At 74.2% G+C, this 2,005-nt stretch carries 2 protein-coding genes; one reads left to right on the top strand and one right to left on the bottom strand.

What is annotated here, in order from left to right; translation table 11 throughout:
- Window positions 1-150 precede the first annotated feature (150 nt).
- Window positions 151-1,419 (top strand): Ig-like domain-containing protein, encoded by a 1,269-nt coding sequence (locus tag ACFV0G_RS38780; RefSeq protein ID WP_380558432.1) that lies wholly within the window; start codon window positions 151-153, stop codon window positions 1,417-1,419.
- Window positions 1,420-1,495: 76 nt separating this feature from the next.
- Here the strand turns inward: ACFV0G_RS38780 and ACFV0G_RS38775 are convergent, their stop codons facing one another.
- A complete protein-coding gene (locus ACFV0G_RS38775) occupies window positions 1,496-1,873 on the bottom strand; it encodes a GntR family transcriptional regulator (RefSeq protein WP_380558429.1) in 378 nt (125 codons plus the stop codon).
- Between the last annotated feature and the right edge of the window lie 132 nt (window positions 1,874-2,005).

Below are 2,005 nucleotides of genomic sequence, written 5' to 3'. Positions count from 1 at the left end.
CACCCGTGCGGCCCAGCCCGGGGCGGCGTGACCCACCGTGAGCGCGGCCGGGCACTCACCCGGCCGGTCCAACCCCCGGGCCTCTCGGCGTGCCGACGCCGCAGCGGCGTTCCTAGGCTCTGGTACATCGTTGAGACCTCGGAGGCACCGGTGAACGGTTGTCGGAGACTCGCACACGGAGGGGCCGGCATAGCGGCCCTCCTCATCCTGGCGCCCGTCGCCGCCTGCTCGTCCGGCGGATCAAATCCGTCGGCCCCCAAGCCCGCCCACGCCGTCGACGCGGCGCCGCTGGTCCACACCTCGGCCTCCGGCCAGGTCGACCCCGGGACGCCCTTCACGGTGACGGCGCAGCCGGGCAGTCGGCTCACCGACGTCACGGTGAGCGGCCCGGACGGCAAGGTGGTCGCCGGCCGCCTCGCGGACGACCAGCGCAGCTGGCAGACCACCGGGAAGCTGCGCGCCGGCACCGCGTACACCGCGCGAATATCCGCGGACGACGGCAAGGGCGGCCGCGGCGAGACCACCGCCACCTTCCGGACGGTGGCCGCGCAGAACCTGCTGACCGCGCAGCTCGGCCCGGACTCCTCGGGCACCGGCGTCTACGGCGTCGGCCAGCCGCTCACGGTCAAGCTGTCCGCCCCGGTCAAGGACCCGGCGGCGCGCAAGGCGGTCGAGCACGGACTGACCGTCAGCTCCCAGCCCGCCGTCACCGGCGCCTGGTACTGGGTGGACGACAGCAACCTGCACTTCCGGCCGAAGGACTACTGGCCGGCGAACACCTCGGTGAAGCTCGCCTTCGACCTGACCGGCGAGCGGATCTCCGACGGGCTGTACGGCGGGGACCCGGCGTCCATGACGCTGCGGACCGGCGACCGGGTGGAGGCCGTGGTGGACGCGGCCGCCCACCAGCTGACCTTCCGCCGCAACGGCGAACTGGTCAGGACGATACCGGTGACCACCGGCAAACCGGGCTTCGACACCCGCAACGGCATCAAGGTCGTCCTCGGCAAGGAGGCCGACGTCCGGATGAGCGGGGAGACCATCGGCATCCCCGCCGGCAGCGCCGACTCGTACGACCTGGACGTCCAGTGGGCGACCCGGGTCACCTGGAGCGGCGAGTACGTGCACGCCGCCCCCTGGTCGGTCGGCTCCCAGGGCGTCGCCAACGTCAGCCACGGCTGCACCGGGATGAGCACGGAGAACGCCAAGTGGTTCTTCGACAACACCCGGGTCGGCGACATCGTCCAGGTGGTCAACAGCCTGGGCCACGAGATGGAGCCGTTCGGCAACGGCTTCGGCGACTGGAACATCACCTGGACGGACTGGGTGAAGCACTCCGCCGACGGCGGCCAGGTGTCGACCTCGGGCGGCGCCGCGGACTCCGCGCAGAACGCCGGGTACCTCCAGCCCGAGCTGTGACCCGGCCCGGCGCCCCCGGCCGCCCTGCGGAGCCCCTCCGCACGGCGGCCGGGGGCGTTTCACCGGCTGCCCGGGGTCAGGGCCGGTAGGCCACCTGGAGCGCGGTGTGGACGGCCGCCAGGGCCTCGTCCCGGGTGAGCCCGAGGCGGTGGGCCCGCTCGGCGTACTCGGCGGCCGCCGCGGCCGCCAGCCGGTGGGCGCTGTCGCCGGCCGCGGCGATCAGGGTGCCGCGCCGGCCGTGCGTCTCCACCACCCCGTCCGCCTCCAGCTCGCGGTAGGCCCGGGCCACCGTGTTGGCGGCCAGCCCGAGCTCCTCGGCGAGCGCGCGGACGGTCGGCAGCCGCAGCCCGACCGGCAGCTCGCCGCTGCGGGCCCGGTCGGCGATCTGGGCCCGCACCTGCTCGTACGGGGGAGTGGCGATGGTGTGATCGATGGTCAGCTGCACAGCGCCCATTGTGGCAAAGCCCGAGGGGGGGCGGGCGGGGGGGGGGGGGGGGCGGGTGGGGGGGGGGGGGGGGGGGTTAGACGTTTTTCTGTGGGGCGGGTTTGGTGTGTGTGGTGTGAGGGGGTGTGGGTTTGGTGTGGG

This window comes from Kitasatospora sp. NPDC059571 (assembly GCF_042735675.1).
Lineage (GTDB): Bacteria > Actinomycetota > Actinomycetes > Streptomycetales > Streptomycetaceae > Kitasatospora.
This window is presented reverse-complemented; position numbering and strand designations above follow the sequence as displayed.

What these genes read in the sequence shown, in the direction of transcription:
- ACFV0G_RS38775 (WP_380558429.1), bottom strand. Translation starts at nt 1,873, where the DNA reads ATGGGCGCTGTGCAGCTGACCATCGATCACACCATCGCCACTCCCCCG.